Source organism: Streptomyces sp. NPDC006335 (assembly GCF_040612795.1).
Lineage (GTDB): Bacteria > Actinomycetota > Actinomycetes > Streptomycetales > Streptomycetaceae > Streptomyces.
In genome coordinates, this window is record NZ_JBEXQX010000004.1 from 97,541 (window position 1) to 119,896 (window position 22,356).

Here is a 22,356-nt window from a genome sequence, read left to right on the forward strand (position 1 = left end):
GGCAAAGCTGCGTCTCAATGGAGGTATGACCTCCCCGGAAGCCTTCACGGAGCTGCCCTCGGTGGCTCCCCAGCTTCGCGCGCTGCGCCGTCGCGCCTCCCTCACCCTGGAGGCGGCGGCCGGGGCCGCGGGGCTGTCGCCCGCCCATCTCTCCCGGCTCGAGACCGGTCAGCGCCAGCCCTCGCTGCCGATGCTGCTCGCGCTGGCCCGCATCTACGGTACGACGGTCTCGGAACTTCTCGGCGAGACGGCCGCCGACCGGGACGCCGTGGTCCGCGCCGCCGACATGGAACCGACCGAGGCGGGCGGCTGGACCTACTTCCAGGCGGGCGCGGCCGGCCGTGGCATGCAGGCCCTGCGGGTGCAGGTGCCGCACGGATCCCAGGGTGACATCGTGCGCGTGCACCCCGGCGAGGAATGGCTGTACGTCCTCAGGGGGCGGCTCCGGCTCCGCCTCGGGGACACCACGCACCGGCTCGGCCCGGGCGACAGCGCGCACTTCGACTCGCTGACCCCGCACCGCATCGCCGCCCAGGACCCCGACGGTGTCGAGCTCCTGTTCGTCCACACCCTTTTGCAGAGTCCCACGGCCACGCTGTGCCTGGGCCCCACCCCTGGAGAGACGTCATGAGCGACATGGAGGAGAAGTTCCCCCGCGCCCTGTGGGTGCGCCTGATCATCTACCTGGCGGTCGGCCACGTCTTCGCGGCCTTCATCTACTTCCTCTTCGAGGTGGGAGCCGGGCAGTAGCGGCCGTACTGTTCAGTCGAGCAGGCGCTCCCGCAGCCGCTCACGGATCTCGGGGGTCAGGCCGAGGCCCTCTTCCAGATACGCCTCAACACCGCCCCACGTCTCCTCGATGGTCTCGAAGGCCGCCGTCAGATACTCGGCGCGCGCCTCGAACAGAGGGCTGAGCAGCTCCATGACCTCGGGGGAGTAGGCGTCGGCGGAGGCGCTGGTGCGGCGGACCTTGTAGCGGCGGTGCTTGGCGTTCGACTCCAGGTAGTCGGCGATGATCGCCTCGCGCTCCACCCCCAGGGCGAGCAGGGTCACGGCGATGGACAGACCCGCGCGGTCCTTGCCGGCCGCGCAGTGCATGAGGGCGGGCACGCTGTCCTCGGCGAGCGAGCGCAGCACCTGGGAGTGTTCGGCGGTGCGCTCCTTGACCATCGTGCGGTAGGAGCCGATCATGCGCTCCGCGGCCTTGCCGTCACCCAGGAGCTCACGGAGCTGCTCTATGTCGCCGTCGCGGACCATCTTCCAGAACCAGGTGCCCTCCGCCGGGTCGCTCAGCGGCAGGTTCACATTGGTGACGCCCGGCAGGTCGACGTCGGGGCCCTCCAGCTTCTGGTCCGCCGAGTTGCGGAAGTCGAAGATCGTGTGCAGGCCCAGGGAGGCCAGGAAGGCGGCGTCGTCCTCGGTCGCGTGCGCGAGGTGACCGCTGCGGAACAGCACTCCGTACCGCACCCGCCGTCCGTCCGCCGTCGGCAGTCCGCCCACGTCACGGAAGTTGCGAACACCTGCCAGTTCGGGTTCGGTCGACGGGATCTGCTGCGTCACGGGGGCTCCTCCCAGCCGGGCTCCGCCGACGCGGCTCGTCGACGGGGCACGTTCTCGACGATACGACATGGGTTCCTGGGGCAATGAAGTTGTCCACAGGGGCGGCAATGACTTGTCCACAGCCGTTGCAGCCAGGGCTGTCGGCCATTGATGATGTTGGGGCCTGAGTGCACCTGTTGGCACCTGTTCGGATCTGTGAGGAAGCACCATGCTGGAGATCGCCGAGAACGGCCGTACGTGGATTCTGTCCGGGCCGGCCAGCAGTTACGCCCTGCACCTCACCGCCGAGGACGAGCTGCTGCACCTGCACTGGGGGGCGAGGATCGCCCTGGCCGACGCCGAGGCCCTCGCCGTCCGCCCGCTGCCCGAGTACTGGCCCTTCGAGGCCCCGCTCGACGGACGCGAGGAATACCCCGTCGAGGGTGGCCCCCGCTTCACGCGCCCCGCCCTGTCCGTGCGCACCGACGAGCGGCGCGGTACCGAGTGGATCTTCGAGGCCTACGACACCGATGACGACGAACTGCGGCTGCGGTTCCGCGACGGCGGGCTGATCATCACGCTGCACTACCGGATGCGCGACGACGTCCTGGAGCGCTGGGTGACCCTGGACAACCAGGGCCCGGCCCCGGTCGAGCTGCTGCGCGCCGACTCCGCCACCTGGACCCTGCCCGACCGCGAGGACGGCTGGCGGCTTTCCCAGCTGCACGGCCGCTGGGCCGCCGAGTCCCTGCTCACGCGGACCCCCCTCACGTACGGCGAGAAGGTCGTCGGCAGCCGCCGCGGCCACACCGGGCACCAGCACCTGCCGTGGGTCGCGCTCGACACCGACGCCACCGAGGAGCGGGGCGAGGTCTACGGCGTCGCCCTCGGCTGGTCGGGTTCCTGGCGGATCGCCGTGGCGCAACTGCCCGACGCGCGTGTGCAGATCACCGGCGGCGCCGGATACGACGACTCGGGTCTGCTCCTGCTGGCGGCCGGGGAGTCCTTCACGACCCCCCTCTTCGCCGGTCTCTGGAGCGACGGCGGCTACGGCGGCGCGAGCCGCGCCTGGCACGCCTACCAGCGGGCGTACGTCATCCCGGACGCGGACCAGGACAGGCCCGTGCTGTTCAACTCCTGGGAGGCCACCAACTTCGACATCTCCGAGGAGCAGCAGGGCACCCTCGCCCGGCGGGCCGCGGCCATCGGTGTCGAGCTGTTCGTGGTGGACGACGGCTGGTTCGGCGCCCGGACCAGCGACCGGGCCGGGCTCGGCGACTGGACGCCCAACCCCGACCGCTTCCCGTCCGGCCTCAAGCCGCTCGCCGACTACGTGCGCGCGCTCGGCATGCAGTTCGGCATCTGGGTCGAGCCGGAGATGATCAACCCGGACAGCGAGCTGTACCGCGCCCACCCGGACTGGGTGCAGTACCAGACAGGGCGAAAGCGGACGGAGTTCCGCAACCAGCTCGTGCTGAACCTCGCGCGCGAGGACGTCCAGGAGTACTTGTGGGAGCAGCTCGACACTTTGCTCTCCTCGGCCCCGATCGACTATGTGAAGTGGGACTTCAACCGCTGCTTCACGGACGCGGGCTGGCCCGGTGAGCCCTACCCGCAGCGCCTGTGGGTCGACCATGTGCGCGGCTTCTACGCCCTCCTGGACCGGTTGCGGGCGGCTCACCCGGGTGTGGCCTTCGAGTCCTGCTCCGGGGGCGGTGGCCGGATCGACCTCGGGGTGCTGAGCCGTACCGACCAGGTGTGGACCTCGGACAACACCGACCCGCTCGACCGGCTCGCCATCCAGCACGGCTTCAGCCAGATCCATCCCGCGCGGGTGATGGCCGCCTGGGTCACCGACAGTCCCAACACCCAGCTCAACGACCGGGTGAGTTCTCTTCGGTTCCGGTTCGTGAGCGCGATGGCCGGCGTGCTCGGAGTCGGCGGCGACCTCGCGGAGTGGACCGAGGAGGAGCTGGCCGAAGCCGGTCGGTGGGTGAACCTCTACAAGGAGATCCGCCCCGTGGTGCAGCGCGGCGACCTCTACCGGCTGCGGCCTCCGCGGGGTGGGCTGAGCGCGGTGCAGTACGTCCTCGGGGACGAGACCGTCGTTCTCGCCTGGCTCCAGGCGCAGAAGTACGGCGAGTCGGTCCCCTCGCTGCGGCTGCGCGGACTTGACCCGACAGCAACGTACGAATGCCGTGAAACGGGCGAAGTGCACCGAGGGGGCGTACTGCTGCATCACGGACTTCGTACCGGCTTGCGCGGCGACTTCGATGCCACGGTTATCCGCCTGCGTCGCATCTAGGGCTTCTGTCCGAATTAATGGCTTCCTTCCAACTCCGCCCAAGATGAGGGTTCCTGTGAATTCGTGACGTGAGGAGCGTCATACCCGTGACCGTGTGTCGCCCGTCATGTTCACGTAATTCGCAGGTTTGGCAAGGGGATTTGTGTGGGGGAAGGGCGTCCGATTCACGCAGCGTGACCGGCAATTCTCATTAGGGATCAACAAAAACGCATACCCGCGCAACCTCTCACTTGTCCCTTTGCGTCTTGCTCGTTTACGTTCGCCACCGATCCGGTCGGACGCCCAATCCTGCCGCCGAACGGATTCCCCACACTCACTCACCCGTGCACGGCAGGAGCGGGGGACCCACAGGTATCAACGCCTGTTTCGGTTCCCGGAACAGGCTTGGGGTTAAGTCGCGTCTCGGCGCGGCCGGGCATCTCCAGCTCGCACCCGACAGCTCACCTCGCAGGCGCCGGAGAGGAATTCGCCATGCCCGCGAAGGGTAAGCACCGCCGTCCGAAGTCCCAGCGCTTCACCCGCTCGATCGCCGTCGCCGGAACCGGGGGTGCCGCGCTCGCCCTCCCGCTCATGGGGGCCACCGGCGCGCACGCCGCCACTTCCCAGTCCGTGTCGGAAAAAGCGGTTCAGTCGCTTCCGGTCACGCAGAAGTCCGCCGAGAAGTCCGCTGAAAAGACGGCTGCGAAGAAGAACTCCGCGAAGACCCCGACCGTACGCACCTATTCGGTGCGGGTCGGCGACTATCTCTCGAAGATCGCCGACGAACAGCACGTCAGCGGTGGCTGGAAGAAGCTCTACGCCGACAACCGTGAGGTCGTCGGCGACGACCCGTCGTTGATCCACCCGGGTCTGAAGCTCACGATCGGCAAGAAGGCCAAGGCGAGCACGGCGAAGACCCAGTCCTCGGCGCCGTCCTCGGCGAAGGCCGAGAAGACGGAGTCGAAGAAGTCGTCCTCGAAGCCGGCGACCGCCACCCAGAGCTCCGACACCGCCGGCTCCAGCGGCTACACCCTCCCGGTCAGCGGCGCCACCGTCGGCACCGGGTACCGCGTCGCGGGCAGCATGTGGTCCAGCGGCTACCACACCGGCGTCGACTTCGTCGTCCCGACCGGCACCTCCCTCAAGGCCGTGGCCGCGGGCACGGTCGTCTCCGCGGGCTGGGGCGGCGCCTACGGCAACCAGGTCGTCATCAAGCTGAACGACGGCTACTACGCCCAGTACGCCCACCTGTCCCAGCTCTCCGTGTCGGCCGGTCAGACCGTGACCGAGGGCCAGCAGATCGGCCTCTCCGGCGCAACCGGCAATGTGACCGGCCCGCACCTGCACTTCGAGATCCGCACCACGCCGGACTACGGCTCCGACGTGGACCCGGTCGCCTACCTCCGCTCGAAGGGCGTCGCCGTCGGCTGACGATGCCTCCCTGTGCCACCGAAGGCCGGACCCCGATCCCCGGGTCCGGCCTTCGGTGTTTTCTCGGAAGCCTTGAGAAGCCCACAGAAGCCTTTTGAGAAGCCTTCAGAAGCCTGAGAAGTCTTCAGAAGGGCTTCAGAAGCCTTCCGGAGTCTTTTCAGGAGCGGGAGGCCGACCGTGCTTGTCGGCGCCCGCATGGTCACTTCGTGGCGTTCTTGTGGCAGGCGCGCCCGAGGCGTCGACAGGTGGGGGAGGGGCGCGGCAGAGTGAACTCCGTTGCTGTGCAAGCGCTTTCTAACGGCTTCGGAGTTCATCCCCTTCCCGGAAGGAACCGTCCCCCATGACGACCACGCGCAGAGCCTTCGGGGCTCTCGCCGCCGGCGCCGCCCTGGGCGCCCTCGCCCCCGCGGCCACCGCGAGCGCCTCCCCCCGCCACCGCCGCCTCGTCGCTCACGACGACTTCCGCCACGGTCTGGGCCGTTGGGCCGTCGAACTGGAGCAGGGCGGCACGGTCACCGCACGGCGCGGGGTCCTGGAGGTCGACGTGCCGGCCGGTGCGACGATCTGGTTCCGGCAGCCGCTCGAAGGGCCGTACGTCCTGGAGTACACCGCCACGCCCGTGTCCGCGGGCGGGGTCAACGACCGGGTGTCCGACCTGAACAACTTCTGGAACGCGGTCGACGTCCGGTCCCCCGACGACCTCTTCGCCACGCCCCGGAACGGGGCGCTGGCGGAGTACGACTACCTGAAGACGTACTACTCCGGCTACGGCGCCAACTACAACACCACGACACGGCTGCGCCGCTATGTCGGAGAACCCGGCGTGCGGCCCCTCGTCCGCGACTACACCGAGCCGCTGCTGGTCGCGAACGAGCCGAACCGGGTGCGGATCGTCTCCGACGGCGCCGCGGTGCAGTGGTGGAACAACGGGCGGCTCGTCTTCGACTACACCGACCCGCAGCCCTACACGAGCGGGCACTTCGCCTTCCGGACCACCTGGAGCCACTTCCGGATCCGGGACTTCGGGGTGTGGCGGTCGCAGCGTCAACATCACTGATGAAAGGCCTATTCCTAGTTTGGCCAACACTTTAGGAGTGGCTTATCTCACCGCCCGTCAAGCCCTGCCTACGGTCGCGTAGGTCACATTCGAAGGTGAATCATGAACGGCTGTGGCAGACGATTCGAAGAATGACAGCAGCTCAGTGATCGGGTCGTACGTGGCGGTGGGGGACAGCTTCACCGAGGGCGTCGGCGACCCCGGCCCCGACGGGGCGTTCGTCGGCTGGGCCGACCGGTTCGCGGTACTCCTCGCGGACCGGCGGCCCGAGGGCGACTTCAGGTACAGCAATCTCGCCGTACGCGGGAAGCTCCTGGACCAGATCGTCGAGGACCAGCTTCCGCAGGCCGTCGACATGGCACCGGACCTGGTGTCGTTCTGTGCGGGCGGCAACGACATCATCCGGCCCGGCACCGACCCCGACGAGGTCGCCGAACGCTTCGAGCGGGCGATCGCCCGGCTCACGCAGGCGTGCGGCACGGTCATGGTCACGACCGGCTTCGACACCCGTGGTGTGCCCGTGCTCAAGCATCTGCGCGGCAAGATCGCCACGTACAACGGACATGTGCGGGCCGTCGCCGACCGGTACGGGTGCCCGGTGCTCGACCTGTGGTCCCTGAAGACCATCCAGGACCGGCGGGCCTGGGACAGCGACCGGCTGCACCTGTCTCCCGAGGGCCACACGCGTGTGGCCCTCCGTGCGGGACAGGTGCTGGGACTGGAGGTGCCGGCGGACCCGGACCAGCCCTGGCCGCCGCTACCCCCTCGCGGGCCGCTGGACGTGCGGCGGGACGATGTGCACTGGGCGCGTGAGTTCCTGGTGCCGTGGATCGGGCGCCGGCTGCGGGGGGAGTCCTCCGGGGACCATGTGACGGCCAAGGGCGTGCTGTCGCCGGACGACATCAAGTCGCGGATCGCTCCGGTGGCTTGAGCCGTGCGCGGTGCTGGTGCTGGTGCTGGTGCTGGTGCTGGTGCGCCGGGTGCCGGGCCGGTCTCGGCCGGCGCGCGCGGCCGGGTCGTCCCTCGGGGCGGCCCGACCACGCTCCGCCGCTAGACCGAACTCGTGCCGTCCAGCCCGAGTTCGCGCGCCAGGGCCTCGTCCACCCACTCCTGGGCCCGGTACCTGGCCACCGCGCCCGCGTAGGACGTCAGCTGGACGGCCAGGCCGTCCAGCAGGGCGGTCAGGCGCAGGGCGGTGGCCTCCGGGTCCGGGCAGTGGAACTCGCCCGCGGCCACGCCCTCGGCGATCACCTCCGTGAGCGCCGCCTTCCAGCGCCTGTCGAGGTCGCGGGTGACCTCCTGGAGCGCCGGCTCGCGCAGGGCCACCGCCCAGCCCTCGATCCACAGGCGCCAGCCCTTGGCCTGGCCCGTCGGGGCGTACCAGCGCACGGCCGACCGGAGCCGGCGCAGGGCGCTGGTACGGCGGCCGAGAAGCTTGCGCAGATGGGCCAGGTCGTCCTCGGCGGCGTAGGTGAACGCGGCGGCGACCAGCTTCTCCTTCGTGGAGAAGTGATAGAGCACCAGGGCGTTGCTCACCCCGAGCGCCGAGGCCACGTCGGCGATCCTGACGGCCGCCACACCCCGCGCCTCGATCTGCTCGATGGCGGCCCGCAGCAACTCCTCGCGCCGCTCGGCCACTGTCAACCGCACTCTCGCCACGGGGTCACCCTAGTCCGTCCCGCGACCGGCACAGCGTGACGGGCCAGGTCAGCGGTACCGGCCGAACCGCTCCGCGATCACCGGCAACCGGTCCGCGACCAGCGCGTGTGCGGCGGCCCGGGGCGAGGTGCCGTCCGCCTCCGCGCGCGCCAGCAACTGCTCCACCAGGGCGCGCATGGAACGCCGTATGTGCGCGAAGGCCTCGTCCGCGTCCGCGCCGATGTCGCCGAACAGGGTCCACCACCACCAGGCGTTCGTCCCGGAGTTGACCACCACGTCCGGCAGTACGGTCACCCCGCGCGCGGCCAGCAGCGCCTCCGCCGCGGGCAGGACGGGCATGTTGGCCGCCTCGACGATCCAACGGGCCCGGATCCGCTCCTGGTTGCCGGAGTCGATCGCGTAGGACACCGCCGCGGGCACGAGCACCTCCGCGTCGAGCGACAGCCAGGCCTCACCGGGTAGTTCACGGTCGGCGGGGCGCAGGGCGGAGCGGTCCACGGTGCCGTGGGCGTCCCGCGCGGCCAGCAGCGCCTCGACGTCGAGCCCTGCCGGGTTGAAGACCGTGCCCTTGATGTCGGCGACGGCCACGACGGTGAGCCCCGCGCGCGTGAGGAAGCGGGCCGTGGCCCCGCCCATGGTGCCGAGACCCTGCACGGCCACGCGCGTGCCCGCGTACGGCACCCCGGCCGCGTCCAGGGCCGCGAGCGCCGACTCGGCCACCCCGCAGCCGCCCGCCAGCTCGTCGAGCCCGATGCCGTCCACCTCCACGGCGAAGGCGTCCGCGAGCCGCCGCCGGGCCGCGGCCTCGTCGTCGAGCAGGGGATAGACCGCCTGGATCGAGGAGACCAGGCCTGCCTCCGCGGCCGCCCGGTCCACCAGGTCCTGGCTGAGACCGAGGTCCTCGCCGGTCGTCCAGAGGCTCTCGATGTACGGCCGCAGGGCGCGCAAGTAGCGCACGAGCAGGCCGTACGCCTCCGGGTCCCGGGGGTCGCAGTCGATGCCGCCCTTCGCCCCGCCCAGCGGGACGTACCGCGCCGCGGGGTCGTAGTGCAGGGCCTCCTTCATGGTCATGCCACGGGCGAGCCCGGCGACCTCGTCCAGCGTGCAGCCCGGGCGCATCCGCAGACCGCCGCTGGCGACTCCCCGCACCAGCCGGTCGACGACCAGGAAGCCCTGGCGGCCGGTGACGTGGTCGGTCCAGGTGAGCGACAGCAAGGGGGTGGTCACGCGGGCTCCGGTACGGGCGGGCGGTTACTGAACGGGGAGTCAGTATTTGCATCCGGGGGCGCCCTGTCAACGTGATCGGCTCCGGCGGCGTCCTCACCGGTGTGACCGGGCAGTCCCGGCGCTGTCAGAGGGGCGGACCATAATGGATGCCTCAGCGACTCCACCTGGAGGTACCGTGACCGGCTTCCGTCCCCTGAGCTCCGGGCTCCGCGCGCTGCAGCCCGCGGCCTTCGGTGCGGACCCGAGCGGTGAGCGCATGGCGCGCATCCGCAGATCCCCCCACTTCGCGAACGGTGTCTTCCAGAACCCCGGCGGAACCGCCCGGATCCGGCCCGAGGGGTCGGCGACGTTCGCCAGGACGTTCTTCGACAGCGACGGCCGAAAGCTGCGGGCTCCGGAAGGCCGGATCCCGGTGCATGCCACCACGCTCGCCGACCTCTCCAAGCCCCCTGCCACCGGCCTGCGGCTGACCTGGATGGGGCACTCCAGCGTGCTCGCCGAGATCGACGGGCAGCGGGTGCTGTTCGATCCCGTGTGGGGCGAGCGGTGCTCCCCGTTCCCCTTCGCCGGGCCCAAACGCCTGCACCCCGTGCCCCTGCCGCTCGGCGCGCTCGGGCCGGTCGACGTGGTCGTCATCTCCCACGACCACTACGACCACCTCGACATGCCCACGATCAAGGCACTGGCCGGGACGGACACCGTCTTCGCCGTGCCGCTCGGGGTGGGGGCCCACCTCGAGCACTGGGGCGTGTCCGCGGACCGGCTGCGTGAGCTGGACTGGCACGAGTCGACGCAGGTCGCCGGGCTGACGTTGACGGCCACCCCGGCGCGGCACTTCTGCGGACGGGGGCTGCGGAACACCCAGCACACGCTGTGGGCGTCCTGGGTCGTCGCCGGCGGGGAGCACCGGATCTTCCACAGCGGAGACACCGGGTACTTCGAGGGGTTCAAGGACATAGGCGCGGCCTTCGGGCCCTTCGACGCCACGATGATCCAGCTCGGCGCCTACTCGGAATTCTGGCCGGACATCCACATGACGCCCGAGGAGGCCGTGCGGGCCCATCTGGACCTGCAGGGCGGGGACGCGGCGGAAGGGGTGCTGCTGCCGATCCACTGGGGGACCTTCAACCTGGCTCTCCACGCGTGGGCGGAGCCGGGGGAGTGGACGAAGGACGCGGCCGCGGAGGCAGGCCAGGCGGTGGCGTTTCCGCGGCCGGGCGAGCCGTTCGAGCCGGCGGGGAAGCTGCCGGTCGAGCCGTGGTGGCAGACGGTCTCCGGTCCGATCGCGCACCCCTGGCGACGTCCCCGGAACGCGGAGGGTGTGGGCGAGCCGAACAAGGGTGATCTCGACCTCGCCGGTGGGCGGTGACGTCGATCGGGGACGAGTCGTAGATGGCCCGGATGCTGGAACGTCTCACGGGCTGAGGAGCGGCATCGAGTGCTGGGAGCCTTGGACGGGGCGCCCCGTGCGGAGCGTGAAGCCACTGCTCAGCCAGGGGGTGTCTTCCCGGCCGCCTTGCGGGCGGTGACGGCCGCTCAGGTGCTCGTCGCAGTTCACCGCCGCCACCGGTATCCCGGTCTGCTTCTGCGCCCCAGTCGGCCCCTGGCACGGTGGATCGAGCGAGACCACCAATGGACTGCTGCGCCAGTACTTCCCCGAGGGCACCGACCTGTCCCGCCACACGGCACGCAAGACGCTCGGCTGGGAGACTCCGGCCGAGCGTCTGTCTGAACTGTTCGCGGCTTGATCAACTCACCACGGGTGGCAACGCCCCCTCGAAGGCGCCGTTGTGGCCGCGGCCCCGCTCGGGCGTTTGGGTCAGGACGGATCGCCGTACTGGAGGCCGCGTCCGTTGGACCCGACGTAGACGCGGCCGTAGGTGTCGGGGTCGCCGGTGATGACGCCGACGCTGCCGATGGCGCCCCACTGGTGGGCCTCGTCGTTGACGCGGAGCCAGGTGGCGCCCTTGTCGGTGGAGCGGAACACTCCGGTGACGTTCTTGACGGTGCCGATCAGGTACAGGGCCTGGTAGTTGGCGCCCGGCTTGGCCTTGCCGAAGCCGAGGGCGGAGGCGGACCGCACCGAGCTGAGCGTGGTGAAGGTGCGGCCGCCGTCGGTGGAGTGCAGCAGCCCCTTGCCGCCGCCGGCGATCCACAGGTCACCGGCGATGCCGGGGACGGCGGTGAGCCGGCCGGAGGGCAGGCCGCGGGCGCGGGCGGTGAAGGACGCGCCGCCGTCGGTGCTGGCGTGGAGCGTGCCGCCGGACAGTGAGTAGAAGGTCCTGCCCGAGGAGCGGTCGGCGACGACCACGGCGTCGGCGCCCAGGCCGTCGACCCGCGACCAGCTCGACCCGTTGTCGGTCGAGCGGTAGGGGGCCTGACCGGCCTGGGTCCAGACGACGGTGGAGCCGTTCGCCGCGAGCGCGACATGGCCGTCCTGGGCACTGGCCACCGGCTCCGCCTTGAAGCCGTGCCAGCTGCGGCCGCCGTCGGAGGAGTAGGCGCCGTCCTGCGCGCCGCCGCGGCCGACGCGGACCATCAGCGCGGGCTTCGACTGGGCGAAGTCGATGTCGGTGCTGTTGGTCATCATCGGGTTCTTCAGGCGCCCGGAGGGCACCTTGGTCAGGGAGTCGTGCCGGAAGCCGCCCTGGTCGCCCATGGAGGTGATGACGGTGGCGCCGCCGGGCGGGGCGATCGCGTCCAACAGCGCGCTCTCCTCCAGTCCTCGGGCGCCCATGCTCCAGTGGCTGGTGCCACCGCTGTCGGAGGCATTGGCGTCCTTGCTGCGCAGGATGCCGTTGCCGGTGCCGTACAGCACGTGCCCGGAGTTGAAGGGATCGATGGCCAGGGCGGTCATCCAGTGCCCGGTGTGAGTGCCGACGTAGGGAGCGGCGGAGGCGTTGCGCACCGACTTGTCGGCCAGTGCCTTCCAGGTCGCGCCGCCGTCGGTGGTCCGGTAGATCTCGTCCTCGGGCCACCAGCGGCCGAGGGTGGTGACCATCACCGTGGACGGCTTGCGCGGGTCGACGGCCAGACCGGAGAACCCGTAACTGCCCTGCGAGGGGGAGATGTTCTTCCACGACCCGCCGGCCGGTGTGTACCTCCACACCGAACCCGCCGTCACGCCGTTGGGCCCCAGGTTGTCGGTGTACGTCAGGTACAGCGAGCCGTCACGGGAGAGCACCCCGTGCTGCGGCAGCCGGCCGGTCGGCTGCCCTGAGACGGCCTGCCAGGTGCCGCCGCCGTCGGTGGAGCGGTACAGGGAGGTGGATCTGTCGTTGACGCCGACGTAGATCGTCTTGCTGCCGGCCGGGCCGTACGTCACGAACGAGATGCCCGCACCGCTGCCCGCCCCGTCCTTGACGGGGAACGAGGAGACCTGACGCCATGTCACGCCGTGGTCGGTGCTGCGCCACAGGCCGTTCTTGCGGGTGCCCAGCAGCAGGGTGCCGTTGTCCGCGGGGTCGACCACCAGCCGTTCGCCCGCCCCGCGGCCGTCCTCGTTGCCACCCACCTTGAACGGCAGGTCGGTGCGCTTGAAGGTGCGGCCCCGGTCGGTGGAGCGCAGGATCGCGCCGTTGCCGGCCCAGTCGTTGGTGTAGGTGCCCGCCGAGAGGTAGAGCCGCTTGGGGTCGACGGGGTCGGTGGCCACCGAGTCGATGCCCAGCAGGTTCCAGTCCTTCTCGCCGATCCAGTCGGTCAGCGGGATCCACCGCTCGGCCGCGGTGTCCCAGCGGTAGGCGCCGCCCATGTCGGTGCGCGCGTACAGCAGGCCCTTCTCCCGCGGGTTGAACACCAGCCCGGTGACGTAACCGCCGCCCACCACCTGGGCGTTCTTCCACACGTACGGTCCGGCCGCGACCGAGGACTTCGCACTGTCGGCCTGAGAGTCGTCCTGCGTGAACACGAGGTACGGCACGACGGCGGCGGGCACACCGAGCAGTACGGCGGTGGCGGTCAAGCGGCGGCGATGACGCCCGCGGCGCCCGCCCTTCACGTTGTTGCTCATGGGGGGTGAGGTGCTCCTTGCATGCTGTCACTGGAGGAAAGCCGGCCACCGGAACTGGCCGGATCCGCTCCCTTGTCGTCGCAGATTCCTCACACGGTTGCCTTGAGCCGGGAACTTTTTCAGGTCATTCCGTGGTGAGGTGGACGTCGACCAGCGTTCACGCGGGCGTCGGGGCCCGCACACCAGCGGCGTCCACGGACCGTTTCCCGGGCGGATGACGCCCGAGGAGGCCGTGCGGTTCCCATCTGGACCTGCAGGGCGGGGACGCGGCGGAAGGAGTGCTGCTGCCGATCCATGTGGGGCACGTTCCACCTGGCGACGCATCCCTGGGTGAAGCCCGCCGAGCAGACGATGCGGCTGTCACAAGGCCGGCGTCACCATGGCCGCGCCTCGGCCGGGTGAGCCGGGGCGGTGCCGGGAGTCGAGGGCGGGGGCTGGCGGTGGCGCCTGTCGGGGGGGGGGTGGGCCGCTTTGCCTACGGCCTTGGGGGCGCGGGAGGCTGCGGCTGAGCGGTGAGGTGAGGCGAGGGGTGGGGCTGGTGGCGGGGCCGGTGGTGTCGCCTCCCGTTGCCGGCCGGTTCTCCTTGCCCAGTCGTCGGCTGGTTTCCGCCGGGCGGGGACGGTCAGCGCCTACAGGGCGGGGTGACGTCCGTGTCGTCGAAGTGGAGCATCATGGCACGCGGGTGGATCGACACGGTCAGTGACGATCCGGAAGGTTCAGGCCAAGGGTCCTGAGGGGTGCGGGAGAGCCTGCCGTACCTGAAGGACGGGCCGGTTCGGCGACCGGGGTGCGCGTACGCGTCCGGCTCTCGCCGGTCATGCGTGACCGGTTCTGACCAGGGGTGATCGGTATTCACTCGTTCGAGGGTGCTCTGCCGTTCGACTTGTCGGTCTGTCGTGCGAGTCCTCATACCAGAGCGGGACGCTCCGCGGAGGAGTTTGTCAACTGCCGCTCGCACATGATGCGTTGGCGACTACTGTGAGTGTCCGCCGGGCGACGAGGGGTTGAAGTCTTCGGTTCTCTCGACCGGTACGCCATGACGCATGCCCACGGCGAACAGCCGAGCTGCGGGGAGGAGGGAGGCGACGCGCCGGTGACCGACGACCATGCCGCCGCGCGAGCCGCCCGGCAGACCGCCCCGCAGCCCGTGGGGCCACGCGCCGGAGGCCGCCGACCCGGGCCGCCCGGCCCGGAGCCCTCCGGCCAACAGGACCGACGGACCACTACAAGGACACCGATGTCTCACCTCCGCGCACCGGCCGCACGCGCAGACCGCCGCGAGAGCGGGCGGCACGGGCGGCCGGTCGCCCGCCCCGCCCCCTCGCTGCCTGAGACGCACATACGGCCCCAACTGCTGCGGCTGGCCGTGCTCCCGCCGACCGCGGTCGCCCTCAGCGGCTGCGCGGCCGTCCTGTTCACCGTCCGCTCCACCGGGACACACCCCGGCCTCGTCCTGTGGGGTGTCCTGGCCGGCGCCGTCTCGGTGACCCTCGCGGGCATCCTCATCGCCGCAGTGGCGGCAGACCGCGCCGCGAAGACGGTGAGCGACCGCGTCGGAGCGTTGCGCCGCAGCAGCGCGCGCAGCGAGGCCGACCTGCGGACCCTGGTCGAGGGACTGCGCCGCGGCGAGGTGCCGCCCGGGCGCACCCCGCACGGCGGACCGCCCGACGACGCGGACGACTTCGAACTGCTCGCCGCCGACCTGGCCCGTGCCCACGACGGGGCCGTCACCGCCGTCGTCCAGGCCGCCCAGCTCTCCAGCCAGGCCGGCAGCGAACAGAAACTGGAGGTCTTCGTCAACCTCGCGCGGCGGCTTCAGTCGCTGGTGCACCGCGAGATCTCGATCCTCGACGAGCTGGAGAACGAGATCGAGGACCCCGACCTGCTCAAGGGGCTCTTCCACGTCGACCACCTCGCCACCCGGATCCGCCGGCACGCCGAGAACCTCGCCGTCCTCGGCGGTGCCGTCTCGCGTCGGCAGTGGAGCAACCCCGTCTCGATGACCGAGGTGCTGCGCTCCGCCATCGCCGAGGTCGAGCAGTACTCGCGGGTCAAGCTGGTGCCGCCGATCGACGGCACGCTGCGCGGGCACGCCGTCGCCGACGTCATCCACCTGCTGGCCGAACTGGTCGAGAACGCCACGGTGTTCTCGGCTCCGCACACCCAAGTGCTGCTGCGGGCCAACCTCGTGACCTCCGGGCTCGCCGTCGAGGTGGAGGACCGCGGGCTCGGCATGCCGGTCGCCGAACAGCACCGCATGAACGCCCTGTTGGCGGACCCGGACCAGGTCAACGTGGCGAGTCTGTTGGCGGACGGGCGCATCGGGCTGTTCGTGGTCTCCCAGCTCGCGAAGCGGCACGGGATCCATGTCCGGCTCCAGACCAACATCTACGGCGGCGTCCAGGCCGTCCTCGTCGTGCCGCAGGCGCTGCTGGGTTCGGCGCCGGGAGCGGTCGGGGCGCGGCCGCCGGAATCGGCGGGGACGGGCGGGGTCGCGGTGGCGGCCGTATCACCCCAGGGGCCGGGCCATCCGCGGCCGGCGCACGAGGCACGGCACGCGGGAGCGCCCGCGGAGCCGCGTCCAGGAGCCGATCCGCAACGGCGGGAGTACCGGGGCGCGGAGTCCGGCCCCAACGGCGGTACGGCGCCCGCGGTGAAGAGCGGCGCGGCGGAGCCGCAGGGTGCCCGGCACGGACGGGCCGGCCGGGGGTCGGGGTTGAACGGGCACGGTCGCGCGCCGAGTGACGGTGGCGGCGCGACGGAGCCGGGTGGCGGCGAAGGCGTTTCCGTCGGCGACGGGGCTGTGACGGACGGCGGGGGGACCGTGTCGAGCGGCGGCGGGCCTGGCGCCGGCGGGCGTGGGCTTCACGGCGGCGAACGTCCGCCCAGTGGTGGCGGGTCCTTCTTGAACGGCGTTTCGGGGGCAGCGGTCGGCGGCGGGACCGTTCCGTATGAGGGCGGGAGCGTCTCGCACGAGGGCGGGCGGCTGCCCGATGATCGCGCGCCGAGCCGGTTCGGCGGGGTTTCGCCGGACGGTGGCGGAGGCGTGGCGGGCAGTGGCGAAGGCGTGCCAGGTGGTGGCGAAGGCGTGCCGGGTGGTGGCGGGCACATGCCCAGCGGCACCCAGGCGTCTGGCGGTGATGCGTTGCCCAGGGGTGGCGGAGCCTTTCTGAACAGTGGCGCGGGGGCGCCGGGTGACGGTGGTCCGGTGCCTGGCGGTGATGCGCTGTCCAGCGGAAGCGGGTCCTCCCGCAACGGTGGCTCGGCCGTACCGAGCGGCGGGAGCGGGCCCCTGGCCGGTGGCGAGACAACGGTGACCGACCGCCGGCTCGGTGGTGAAGGCGGTCCGGGCGGCGGCGGAGCACGTTCCGGGCGTCCCGCGCCGCTGCCCGTGCGCGGGGCCCGCGGGGCGCGGCCCACCCCCGCCGACGCCGTGCCCGGGATCAGGCCCGACGACCGGCGGCTGGTCGCGGAGCACGTGGTCGCGCCGCCCACCCCGCGCGCCGGGGCCGTGCGCGGCACCATGGGCAAGCCCCAACTGCCCCGGCGCCGCGCCCAGGAGCACATCGCACCCCAACTGCGCGGCGGACCGGCCCCCCGGCAGGACGCCGAGTACCTCACCGGCCACGACCCGGGACTGATGGCGGCCTTCCAGCGCGGGATCAGCCTCGCCGAGGCTCAGCAACATCTGGAACCGGAGGACGGTGAACCCGCCACGGCGGCGCCCCTGCCGGTGCCGTCGCCGCGCAGGGAGTTCGGCCCCATGAAGCCCGCCCCCGAGGAGGCGGCCCACATGGACCCGACGCACATGGACTCCACGCACATGGACTCCACGAACATCGACTCCACCCACATGGCCTCGGCCCACACGGACACGGCAGCGACGGCCCGTACGCAGAGGGACACCGCCTACACAGGTACGGCCGCCAGCGACACCGGATCCTCGGCATCCGCCTCTCTGGAGTCCCGGCCCGCCCCGTCCCCCGACCCGTCCGCCTCCTTCGGCTTCGACCTCGACCCGGCCGCGCGCCGCACCGACGCCGCGCCCCCGACCGACGCCGCCGCCCTAGACGTAACCCCCATGGAGCGGCCCCACATATCCGAACCGCACGGCCTCGATCACGACCGCACCACCCACCGGCACGACGGGAGCGCACCCGCCGGATGACCAACCCCGCGTTCACCCCACCCCCCAGCGCTCCCGCACACCTTCGTACCTCAAGGAGTCGATCCACCATGGCGAGCGAAGCGCCGACCGGCCATGTATCCGATCTCGACTGGCTGATGAGCGGCCTCGTGCAGCGCGTGCCGCACACCAGCAGCGCGGTCCTGCTGTCCTGCGACGGGCTCGTGAAGTCGGTCCACGGCCTCGACGGGGACAGCGCCGACCACATGGCTGCCCTGGCCTCCGGCCTGTACTCCCTCGGCCGCAGCGCGGGCGTCCGCTTCGGCGACGGCGGAGAGGTCCGCCAGGTCGTCGTCGAGCTCGACTCGACACTGCTGTTCGTGACCACCGCCGGTTCCGGTACCTGTCTCGCCGTCCTGGCGGGACGGGAGGCCGACGCCGCCGTGCTCGGCTACGAGATGGCGATGCTCGTCAAGAGCGTGCGCCCCTACCTGGTGACCGCGCCCCGGCAGCACGCCGTCGAATCCCCGGCGATGAGGCCTTGAGCGTGGCGGCGGCCGGCGACGGGCCCTGGCTCGACGACGCGGCCGGGCGGCTGGTGCGGCCCTTCACGGTCAGCAACGGTCGCACCCGGCCGTCCATCGCGTTCGACCTGCTGTCGCACGTGATGGCCACCGGTGCCACCCCCATCGGCTACCTCGGCCCCGAGCACGCGCAGGCGCTCGACCTGTGCCGCGCGCCCGTCTCGGTCGCCGAGGTCGCCGCCCATCTCAAGCTGCCGGCGGTGGTCACCAAGGTGCTGCTGTCCGACCTCGTCGACTGCGGGGCGCTGACCACCAAGCCCCCCGAGTTCACCCACAACCCGACTGACCGGGCTCTTCTGGAGGCAGTGCTCGATGGACTACGACGACAGCTCTGATCCCTTCCCCACCGCACTGAAGATCCTGGTGGCGGGAGGGTTCGGGGTAGGCAAGACGACCTTCGTGGGCGCGGTCAGCGAGATCGCTCCCCTCAGCACGGAGGAACTGCTCACCACGGTCAGCGCCGCGACCGACAGTCTCGACGGCATCGAGAACAAGGTCGAGACCACGGTGGCCATGGACTTCGGCAGGATCACCCTCGACCCGGAACACGTCCTGTACCTGTTCGGCACGCCCGGACAGGAGCGGTTCTGGTTCATGTGGGACGAGCTCTCCGAGGGCGCGCTCGGCGCGGTGATCCTCGCCGACACCCGCAGACTGGAGGACTGCTTCGCGGCCGTGGACTTCTTCGAGCAGCGCGGCCTCGGATTCATCGTCGCGATCAACGAGTTCGACGGGGGGTACCGCTACGACCCCGAGGAGGTCCGCGCCGCCATCGACCTCCCGCCGGAGATCCCGATCGTGCGCTGCGACGCGCGGATCTCCAGTTCCGGGGTACAGACCCTGCTCACCCTCGTACGGCATCTCATCGCCCACAGCCCGGCGCCCGCGCCGAGCCACGGCGCCCACATGTGACCCCCGCACACACCGCCACGGAGCCGCACATGACCGACGTCGACAGCGACGGCCGCCCATGACCTACGACCCACCGCGCCCGGTCGGCCGGCTGCTGCTCACCCCGGAGGACAAGGAGGCCCCGGACCGGGCGCGACGGCTGCGCCTGCTCGGGCTGGGGGAGCATCCGGAGCCCGCCCTCGACACCTTCGCCGAGTGGCTCGCCGGGCACGCGGGGGCGCCGTACGCGATGGTCAACTTCCTGGGCGAGCACCGGCAGTTCTTCGCCGGTCTCAGGATTCCGGCGGCCCGGCCCCCGGCGGACGGCGAGGAGGCCAAGCCGGAAGTGGGCCGCTATATGGCGCGCGACCATGGGTTCTGCCCCCATGTGGTCGCCCGCCGCAAGGCACTGGTCCTGGAGGACGTCCGTGACTACCCGCGGTTCGCGGGCAACCCGGTCGTCGACGAGTTCGGCATCCGTTCCTATCTGGGCGCTCCGCTCATCGACTCCACGGGCATGGTGCTGGGCACGGTGTGCGCGGCCGACGTGGAGCCGCGGAGCTGGGGAAAGTCCGGGCTGGAGATCATCAAGTCGTCGGCGGCGGACCTGGTCGCACGTCTGGAGCGACGGGAGGCCGACGGGCTCCCCGTGCTGTGACGGACGGGACGGCCCGCATTCCTAGCCGACCGGTCTAGTACCCACGTACACTCGCCGTGTGGGACGCACCAGTGACGCCAGGCAGAAGATTCTCGGAGCCGCGCGCTCGCTCATCGAGGGGCGCGGTTACTCGGCGCTGGGCGTGGCCGAGATCTGCAAGGCGGCCGGGGTGCCGAAGGGCAGCTTCTACTACTTCTTCGAGTCCAAGGAGGCCCTCGCGCTCGCCGTCGTCGACGAGCACTGGGCGGCTCAACGTGCCGAGTGGGAAAGCGCGTTGGGCGCGGACACGGACCCCTTGCGGCGGCTGCGTGCGCTCTTCGAGCAGACCGAGGCCGGCCAGCGCGCCGTCCAGGAGGGCTGCGGCACGGTCTCGGGCTGTCTGTTCGGGAACCTCGCCCTGGAACTGAGCAACCACGCCGAGCCCGTGCGCGGACGGCTTCAGGAGATCTTCGACGCGCAGGTCGACATGGTGGAGGCCGTCGTCGCCGAGGCCCGGGACCGCGGCGACGTCACCGTGTCCGACGCGCGGCAGACGGCGCGGGCGGTGGTGGCCCAGTTGGAGGGCCAGGTGATGTTCGCCAAGCTCTACAACAGCCCCCAGCGCCTGAGCGCCCTCTGGGACAACTGCCGGGCACTGCTCGGCGTGTCCGGCTCCTAGTAACCGCGCCAGACGTTGTCGAACGCGGCGTTCTCGATGGCCTTCCGCTGGCGTACGGCCTCCAGCTCCATCACGGCGTCCCCGACCGCGGCCAGCACGGCGGCGGTCTCGTCGGCGAGTTCACCGGCGGGTTCCTCGCCGATCCCGGCGGCGGCCGCCAGTGCCGCGAGGACGGGTTCGCCCGCCGCCCAGCGTTCCTCGGCCTGCTGCCGGGCCGCCGAGTCGACCAGCTCCGTCCGCCCGGTCCGCAGCGGGATCCGCCGACCGCGGCGCCGGCTCGCGAGCCCGGTCCGTTCCAGGTCGTCGACGTAGGCCGCGGACAGCCCACGGCCCCGGCGCCACAGCCAGTCCTCGACCGACTCGTACGGCTCCTGCCGTACGAGGGTCTCGGCGGCGTCGTCCAACAGGCGGTCGCCCGTGGGGGATTGGGCCTGGGGCAGGATGCGGTCGCCGTCCAGGACGAGGGCGCGGGCGTCGAGGAGGTCGAACACCTCGGCCCCCGCCAGCGCGAGCGAGAGATCGCCCTGCTCCACCGGTTCGTCGGCGGTCACGTCGAGGGCGACGATCGCGAGGTCCCGTGCGGTGGTCATCGGCGGCTCCAGGTCAGTCGGCCGGGTACGGCGGTGCGTGCTGAGGGAGGCCGGCCGCGGTGGACCGGGCGTCCTCGGTCGATTCTCGCTGCTGTTCGCGGCCCGTGTGCCCCAAAACGACCATGTGGTGCGGGAATCCGATCCGCAGCACGCCGGCGGCCGCGGCCGCCGCCAGGACCACGAGGGCGGCCGGCAGCAGCGCCCGGTCGTAGCCGCGGTGCAGCAGCGGGGCGACGGCCGGCGGGCCCAGGAGCTGCCCGACCGAGTACCCGGCGGTCAGCAGGGCGACCGAGCGGGGAAACCGCAGGTGGGCCCCGATGCCCAGGGCGAGCGTGCTGATGCCGATGAACGTGGCGCCGAACAGGACCGCCGAGCCGAGGGCCGCGGCCGTGCCGCCGACCAGGGCGGGCAGGGCGATGCCGGCCGCCTGCACCACGAGCGCCGTGAACAGCAGTCCGGGCCGTGACCAGCGGCGACCCAGCCAGGCCCACAGCGCCGCTGACGGTACGGCGGCCAGGCCCACGAGCACCCAGGCACCGCTGCCGACCCAGCCGGGGGAGCCCTGTCCGACGGCGGCGACCAGGAAGGTCCCGGCGACGATGTAGCCGACGCCCTCCAGCGTGTAGCTGACGAACAGCGCCCCGAACCAGCGGTGCGTGCGGGGCCCCGCGGTGCTGCCGTCCACGGCGGCGACGGGTGCCTCGTCCGGCCGTAGGTTCCACGAGACGGCGCCGAGCAGCGCGGTGAGGACGGCGGCGGCCCACCAGGCGGTGCGCCAGTTGGCGACGGGCCGCACGACCAGGACCAGCAGGCCGGACAGCGCGATGCCGGCACCCACCCCGCCGAACGCCCAGCCGGGCAGGTGCGGCGGGTGGTCCCGCAGGTGGTGCAGGAGGGCTGCGGCCGCGACGACGAACACCAGGGCGCTCGCCATGCCGGCCGCCAGCCGCAGCAGGCTCCAGACGGCGGTGCTGTGGGTGAGGGGCATCGCGGCGAGCGTGCCGGTCAGCACGAGGAGACAGGCACGCAGGACGGCGCGCGACCGGACCAGCGCGGGGGCCAGGATGCCCGCGAGGGCGCCGACGAGATAGCCGGCGTAGTTGGCGGTGGCCAGGTTCGCCCCGGCCCCGGCGGACAGGCCCGCCTGGGTGTGCATCAGGGGCAGGATCGGGGTGTAGACGAAGCGGCCGACCCCCATGGCCGCCGCGAGCGCGGCCGCGGCCCGGACAACATGGCTCCAGGGGGATGAGGCGCTCACTTCGTGCCGGGCTCGTCGGGGTGTGACTCGGGCTTCGTGCCGGGGTCGTTGGGGTGCGGCTCGAGCGGGGTGACCGTGAGGGTCATCCACGGGCGCAGGGGCAGCGTGCCGAGCACCTTGGCGTGCAGCTCCTCCTCGTCGGCGGCCCGCCACACGCCGATGCTGCGCAACTCGCCCACCGGGCGCCACAGTCGGGTCAGATGGCCGGTCGCGGCCAGTTCCCTCGCGCGGACGGCCTCGGCGGCCCGCCGCCGGTCCACCTCCGGCTGTCCGATGCCCTCGGGAACGGTGGTGGTGATCTCGACCAGGAACTCTCGCATGACGCGCTCCGCTCGTCGTAGGTGAGCCCATCCTGCGCGCCCCACCTGCGCCGATGCCACGACCG

20 protein-coding genes, 2 pseudogenes and 1 riboswitch are annotated in these 22,356 nt (G+C 71.7%); of the genes and pseudogenes, 15 read left to right on the forward strand and 7 right to left on the reverse strand.

What is annotated here, in order from left to right; genetic code table 11:
• Positions 1-25 precede the first annotated feature (25 nt).
• Together ABZ098_RS14260 and ABZ098_RS14265 are read left to right on the forward strand one after the other, a co-directional pair.
• Positions 26-631: an XRE family transcriptional regulator gene (locus tag ABZ098_RS14260; RefSeq protein ID WP_356590697.1), complete on the forward strand. Its 606-nt coding sequence runs from the start codon at positions 26-28 to the stop codon at positions 629-631.
• Positions 628-750, forward strand: a complete 123-nt coding sequence (locus ABZ098_RS14265) for a DUF6126 family protein (protein WP_037716072.1) — start codon at positions 628-630, stop codon at positions 748-750. Before ABZ098_RS14260 ends, ABZ098_RS14265 begins: the two co-directional genes overlap by 4 nt.
• A 12-nt stretch (positions 751-762) precedes the next feature.
• Here the strand turns inward: ABZ098_RS14265 and ABZ098_RS14270 are convergent, their stop codons facing one another.
• Positions 763-1,560, reverse strand: coding sequence for a tyrosine-protein phosphatase (locus ABZ098_RS14270; RefSeq protein WP_356590699.1), 798 nt, complete (start codon positions 1,558-1,560; stop codon positions 763-765).
• A gap of 208 nt (positions 1,561-1,768) precedes the next feature.
• On the opposite strand from ABZ098_RS14270, the gene ABZ098_RS14275 reads away from it, so the two are divergent.
• The 4 genes from ABZ098_RS14275 (at position 1,769) to ABZ098_RS14290 (ending at position 7,242) form a co-directional block, all read left to right on the forward strand.
• Positions 1,769-3,844, forward strand: coding sequence for an alpha-galactosidase (locus tag ABZ098_RS14275; protein ID WP_356590701.1), 2,076 nt, complete (start codon positions 1,769-1,771; stop codon positions 3,842-3,844).
• Between the two features lie 308 nt (positions 3,845-4,152).
• A riboswitch (cyclic di-AMP (ydaO/yuaA leader) is annotated at positions 4,153-4,311 on the forward strand.
• Between the two features lie 4 nt (positions 4,312-4,315).
• A complete protein-coding gene (locus ABZ098_RS14280) occupies positions 4,316-5,254 on the forward strand; it encodes a peptidoglycan DD-metalloendopeptidase family protein (protein ID WP_356590703.1) in 939 nt (312 codons plus the stop codon).
• 340 nt (positions 5,255-5,594) lie between these two features.
• On the forward strand, positions 5,595-6,311 hold the full coding sequence (locus ABZ098_RS14285; protein ID WP_356590705.1) for a DUF6250 domain-containing protein: 717 nt from the start codon (positions 5,595-5,597) through the stop codon (positions 6,309-6,311).
• A gap of 145 nt (positions 6,312-6,456) precedes the next feature.
• Positions 6,457-7,242: an SGNH/GDSL hydrolase family protein gene (locus ABZ098_RS14290; RefSeq protein WP_356591410.1), complete on the forward strand. Its 786-nt coding sequence runs from the start codon at positions 6,457-6,459 to the stop codon at positions 7,240-7,242.
• Positions 7,243-7,361: 119 nt separating this feature from the next.
• Here the strand turns inward: ABZ098_RS14290 and ABZ098_RS14295 are convergent, their stop codons facing one another.
• Together ABZ098_RS14295 and ABZ098_RS14300 are read right to left on the reverse strand one after the other, a co-directional pair.
• On the reverse strand, positions 7,362-7,970 hold the full coding sequence (locus ABZ098_RS14295; RefSeq protein WP_356590707.1) for a TetR/AcrR family transcriptional regulator: 609 nt from the start codon (positions 7,968-7,970) through the stop codon (positions 7,362-7,364).
• A 48-nt stretch (positions 7,971-8,018) separates the two neighbouring features.
• Complete coding sequence (locus tag ABZ098_RS14300; protein WP_356590709.1) at positions 8,019-9,197, reverse strand: Glu/Leu/Phe/Val dehydrogenase dimerization domain-containing protein; 1,179 nt, start codon at positions 9,195-9,197, stop codon at positions 8,019-8,021.
• Positions 9,198-9,372: 175 nt separating this feature from the next.
• Here ABZ098_RS14300 and ABZ098_RS14305 point away from each other — a divergent pair, with 175 nt between their 5' ends.
• Together ABZ098_RS14305 and ABZ098_RS14310 are read left to right on the forward strand one after the other, a co-directional pair.
• A complete protein-coding gene (locus ABZ098_RS14305; RefSeq protein WP_356590711.1) occupies positions 9,373-10,566 on the forward strand; it encodes an MBL fold metallo-hydrolase in 1,194 nt (397 codons plus the stop codon).
• Between the two features lie 184 nt (positions 10,567-10,750).
• Positions 10,751-10,945: pseudogene (locus tag ABZ098_RS14310) on the forward strand (IS30 family transposase); the annotation flags it as partial.
• A gap of 71 nt (positions 10,946-11,016) precedes the next feature.
• On the opposite strand, the gene ABZ098_RS14315 reads toward ABZ098_RS14310, so the two are convergent.
• On the reverse strand, positions 11,017-13,206 hold the full coding sequence (locus tag ABZ098_RS14315) for a carbohydrate-binding protein (RefSeq protein WP_356590712.1): 2,190 nt from the start codon (positions 13,204-13,206) through the stop codon (positions 11,017-11,019).
• Positions 13,207-13,445: 239 nt separating this feature from the next.
• Between ABZ098_RS14315 and ABZ098_RS14320 the strand changes: the two are divergent.
• The 7 genes and pseudogenes from ABZ098_RS14320 to ABZ098_RS14350 all read left to right on the forward strand — a co-directional run.
• Positions 13,446-13,722, forward strand: a pseudogene (locus ABZ098_RS14320) (MBL fold metallo-hydrolase); the annotation flags it as partial.
• Between the two features lie 721 nt (positions 13,723-14,443).
• Complete coding sequence (locus ABZ098_RS14325) at positions 14,444-17,374, forward strand: ATP-binding protein (protein ID WP_356590714.1); 2,931 nt, start codon at positions 14,444-14,446, stop codon at positions 17,372-17,374.
• A gap of 68 nt (positions 17,375-17,442) precedes the next feature.
• Entirely contained in the window at positions 17,443-17,877 is a 435-nt protein-coding gene (locus ABZ098_RS14330; RefSeq protein ID WP_057610220.1) for a roadblock/LC7 domain-containing protein, read from the forward strand.
• A gap of 2 nt (positions 17,878-17,879) precedes the next feature.
• Positions 17,880-18,251, forward strand: coding sequence for a DUF742 domain-containing protein (locus ABZ098_RS14335; RefSeq protein WP_037716095.1), 372 nt, complete (start codon positions 17,880-17,882; stop codon positions 18,249-18,251).
• The gene (locus ABZ098_RS14340) at positions 18,229-18,828 is read left to right on the forward strand and encodes an ATP/GTP-binding protein (RefSeq protein ID WP_007386183.1); all 600 of its coding nucleotides are present in this window, start codon (positions 18,229-18,231) and stop codon (positions 18,826-18,828) included. The genes ABZ098_RS14335 and ABZ098_RS14340 overlap by 23 nt, the downstream gene beginning before the upstream one ends.
• 58 nt (positions 18,829-18,886) lie before the next feature.
• Entirely contained in the window at positions 18,887-19,465 is a 579-nt protein-coding gene (locus ABZ098_RS14345; protein ID WP_356590716.1) for a GAF domain-containing protein, read from the forward strand.
• 58 nt (positions 19,466-19,523) lie between these two features.
• On the forward strand, positions 19,524-20,123 hold the full coding sequence (locus ABZ098_RS14350) for a TetR/AcrR family transcriptional regulator (protein WP_356590718.1): 600 nt from the start codon (positions 19,524-19,526) through the stop codon (positions 20,121-20,123).
• On the opposite strand, the gene ABZ098_RS14355 is transcribed toward ABZ098_RS14350, so the two are convergent.
• From ABZ098_RS14355 to ABZ098_RS14365, 3 genes are read right to left on the reverse strand one after another with little or no spacing between them, the layout of a single operon-like run.
• Positions 20,120-20,713, reverse strand: coding sequence for a GPP34 family phosphoprotein (locus tag ABZ098_RS14355; RefSeq protein WP_356590720.1), 594 nt, complete (start codon positions 20,711-20,713; stop codon positions 20,120-20,122). The two genes, ABZ098_RS14350 and ABZ098_RS14355, sit on opposite strands and share 4 nt — an antisense overlap.
• A gap of 13 nt (positions 20,714-20,726) precedes the next feature.
• Positions 20,727-21,911, reverse strand: coding sequence for a YbfB/YjiJ family MFS transporter (locus ABZ098_RS14360; protein ID WP_356591412.1), 1,185 nt, complete (start codon positions 21,909-21,911; stop codon positions 20,727-20,729).
• Between the two features lie 56 nt (positions 21,912-21,967).
• Positions 21,968-22,291 (reverse strand): muconolactone Delta-isomerase family protein, encoded by a 324-nt coding sequence (locus ABZ098_RS14365; RefSeq protein ID WP_356590722.1) that lies wholly within the window; start codon positions 22,289-22,291, stop codon positions 21,968-21,970.
• Positions 22,292-22,356: the final 65 nt, after the last annotated feature.

Coding starts and splice junctions, on each gene's coding strand:
- ABZ098_RS14260 (WP_356590697.1), top strand. CDS start 26: ATGACCTCCCCGGAAGCCTTCACGGAGCTGCCCTCGGTGGCTCCCCAG.
- ABZ098_RS14265 (WP_037716072.1), top strand. CDS start 628: ATGAGCGACATGGAGGAGAAGTTCCCCCGCGCCCTGTGGGTGCGCCTG.
- ABZ098_RS14275 (WP_356590701.1), top strand. CDS start 1,769: ATGCTGGAGATCGCCGAGAACGGCCGTACGTGGATTCTGTCCGGGCCG.
- ABZ098_RS14280 (WP_356590703.1), top strand. CDS start 4,316: ATGCCCGCGAAGGGTAAGCACCGCCGTCCGAAGTCCCAGCGCTTCACC.
- ABZ098_RS14285 (WP_356590705.1), top strand. CDS start 5,595: ATGACGACCACGCGCAGAGCCTTCGGGGCTCTCGCCGCCGGCGCCGCC.
- ABZ098_RS14315 (WP_356590712.1), bottom strand. CDS start 13,206: ATGAGCAACAACGTGAAGGGCGGGCGCCGCGGGCGTCATCGCCGCCGC.
- ABZ098_RS14325 (WP_356590714.1), top strand. CDS start 14,444: ATGTCTCACCTCCGCGCACCGGCCGCACGCGCAGACCGCCGCGAGAGC.
- ABZ098_RS14330 (WP_057610220.1), top strand. CDS start 17,443: ATGGCGAGCGAAGCGCCGACCGGCCATGTATCCGATCTCGACTGGCTG.
- ABZ098_RS14340 (WP_007386183.1), top strand. CDS start 18,229: ATGGACTACGACGACAGCTCTGATCCCTTCCCCACCGCACTGAAGATC.
- ABZ098_RS14345 (WP_356590716.1), top strand. CDS start 18,887: ATGACCTACGACCCACCGCGCCCGGTCGGCCGGCTGCTGCTCACCCCG.
- ABZ098_RS14355 (WP_356590720.1), bottom strand. CDS start 20,713: ATGACCACCGCACGGGACCTCGCGATCGTCGCCCTCGACGTGACCGCC.
- ABZ098_RS14360 (WP_356591412.1), bottom strand. CDS start 21,911: ATGGGGGTCGGCCGCTTCGTCTACACCCCGATCCTGCCCCTGATGCAC.
- ABZ098_RS14365 (WP_356590722.1), bottom strand. CDS start 22,291: ATGCGAGAGTTCCTGGTCGAGATCACCACCACCGTTCCCGAGGGCATC.